We start from the raw sequence: 2562 nt of genomic DNA on the forward strand, positions 1-2562 counted from the left end.
CCTGAGACACGACGGCGGCTGGCGCCGCAGCCGCTGCCGCGGCACCGGCTGCGGCGCCAGCCGCCGTCGTGTCTCAGGCGCCCGCCGCGCCGGCGCCTTCCGGCCCGGTCGCGCCTTCGAAATCCAGCAAGCCGAAGACCGATGCGCCCGAGACCAGCCCGGCGCTGACGACGCCGTCGCCGGTGAAAGTCTCGCCCGCCGCCGAGAAGGCTGCGAGCGTCAGGGCGCCACGCCATTCGGCGGCCAACGCCAACCAGGCCTCTCCGGAAGTCGAAGCGGTTTCGAAGCCGCGCAGCGGGCCGATTGCCAAGGCCGAACCGGCTTCCGCCTTCAAGTCGCCGGAAGCCAAGCAGCCCGCCGCCAAGGCAGATGCCAGATCAAAGACGGGCAAGCCCTCGCTCGAGGACAGGAACCGTCCGGCCGGCATCGAGCGCCCGGCAGCTGTCGACGATCTCAAGCTGATCTCCGGCGTCGGTCCGAAGATCGAAGGCACCTTGCATTCGCTTGGCATCTACACCTTCGCGCAGGTCGCCTCGTGGAAGAAGGCAGAGCGCGAATGGGTCGACGGCTATCTCAATTTCCGTGGCCGCATCGAGCGCGACGACTGGGTGAAGCAGGCCAAGGCGCTCGCCAAGGGAGGCGTCGCCGAGTACATCCGCGTCTTCGGCAAGAAGCCGGTCTGAGGGACGAGAAATGCTTCAGGACAAAGACCGCATCTTCACCAACATCTACGGCTTGTTCGACAAGTCGTTGGCCGGAGCGCAGGCGCGCGGCCTCTGGGACGACACGCCGGGCCTCATCGCCAAGGGGCGCGACTGGATCATCAACGAGATGAAGGCAAGCGGCCTGCGCGGCCGCGGCGGCGCCGGTTTCCCGACCGGCCTGAAATGGTCGTTCATGCCCAAGCAGAGCGACGGCCGCCCGAGCTATCTCGTCATCAATGCCGACGAATCCGAGCCTGGCACCTGCAAGGACCGCGACATCCTGCGCAATGACCCGCACACGCTGGTCGAGGGCGCGCTGGTCGCCGGCTTCGCCATGGGCGCGATCGCCGCCTACATCTATGTGCGCGGCGAGTTCATCCGCGAGCGCGAGGCGCTGCAGCGCGCCATCGACGAGGCTTACGCGGCCAAGCTCATCGGCAAGAACAACACATCCGGCTACGACTTCGACGTCTACATGCACCATGGCGCCGGCGCCTATATCTGCGGCGAGGAGACGGCGCTGCTCGAAAGCCTCGAAGGCAAGAAGGGCCAGCCGCGGCTGAAGCCGCCATTCCCGGCCAATGTCGGCCTTTATGGTTGCCCGACGACCGTCAACAACGTCGAATCGATCGCCGTGGCACCGACCATCCTGCGCCGCGGCGCTGCCTGGTTCTCGTCTTTCGGCCGGCCGAACAATGCCGGCACCAAGCTGTTCTGCGTCTCCGGTCACGTCAACAATCCGTGCACCTTCGAAGAGGCGATGTCGATCCCGTTCCGCGAGCTGATCGAGACGCATTGCGGCGGCATTCGCGGCGGCTGGGACAATCTGCTCGCGGTCATCCCGGGCGGCGCTTCGGTGCCGCTGGTTCCGGCCGAGCAGATCATCGACGCGCCGATGGATTTCGACGCGCTGCGCGACCTCAAATCCGGCCTCGGCACGGCGGCTGTCATCGTCGTGGACAAGTCGACCGACGTGGTGAAGGCGATCGCCAGGCTGTCCTACTTCTACAAGCATGAAAGCTGCGGCCAGTGCACGCCGTGCCGCGAAGGCACTGGCTGGATGTGGCGGGTGATGGAGCGGCTGGTGCGCGGCGAGGCGCAGAAGCGCGAGATCGACATGCTGCTCGACGTCACCAAGCAGGTCGAGGGCCACACGATCTGCGCGCTGGGCGACGCAGCGGCCTGGCCCATCCAGGGCCTGATGCGGCATTTCCGCGGCGAGGTGGAACGCCGCATCGACGAGTTTTCGCGCAACGCGCACCGGGTCGAGCCGGTCATGGTGGCGGCGGAATAGAATTTGTGAAGACGGGCGTTGCCCGGGACGGAAAAGCAGGGGCGGGCGTACGAAGAAACGACCAGGAGATGTCTATGGCGCCGTATTCGATAGCCTACCCGCTGATGCCCTATTTGGACCAACTCGAGAAGATGAACCAGGATCTGACCAAGATGATGCCGAGCGAGATGGCCAGCGCCGTCAACCTCATGGCGCATCCCGTCGCGGGTGCGGCGGCGATGTCGGCGCTCGGCATCGGTCTTGCCAACCACGCGCTTGGCGTCTGGATGGGCGCGGTCTCCGGCGCGATCGAAGCCTCGCAGCGCATGTTCCAGCCGTTTCTCGACGATCTCGAGGCGCGGACGGAAGCCGCCAACAACTCGTCCAAGGCGCGCAAGGCGGCCGAGACGCTGATCGCCGAGGCGCAGACTTTCGCCAGGGACGTGACCGACATCGCGGCTAACGCCACCGAGAAGGCCCTCGACGCGACAGGCACCGACACGGTTGCCGAAGCGGCCGCGACCGGGCTGATGCCGGAAGACTTCCGGCAGCCGAAGGCGATCGACAAGCCGGCGAAGCCATCTG

Annotated in this window: 2 protein-coding genes and 1 pseudogene; all 3 read left to right on the plus strand. The window is 66.5% G+C overall.

Annotated elements, in window-relative coordinates:
• Positions 1 to 32 precede the first annotated feature (32 nt).
• Positions 33 to 683, plus strand: a pseudogene (locus tag EOA29_RS32630) (NADH-quinone oxidoreductase subunit E); the annotation flags it as partial.
• Between the two features lie 10 nt (positions 684 to 693).
• Positions 694 to 1998 carry an NADH-quinone oxidoreductase subunit NuoF gene (gene nuoF, locus EOA29_RS32635; protein WP_126093205.1) on the plus strand — a complete coding sequence of 435 codons (1305 nt, stop codon included), beginning with the start codon at positions 694 to 696 and terminating at the stop codon, positions 1996 to 1998.
• Positions 1999 to 2072: 74 nt separating this feature from the next.
• On the plus strand, positions 2073 to 2562 hold a 490-nt coding region (locus EOA29_RS32640; RefSeq protein WP_127222157.1), incomplete at its 3' end, for an NADH-ubiquinone dehydrogenase.

This window comes from Mesorhizobium sp. M1E.F.Ca.ET.063.01.1.1 (assembly GCF_003998155.1).
GTDB lineage: Bacteria > Pseudomonadota > Alphaproteobacteria > Rhizobiales > Rhizobiaceae > Mesorhizobium.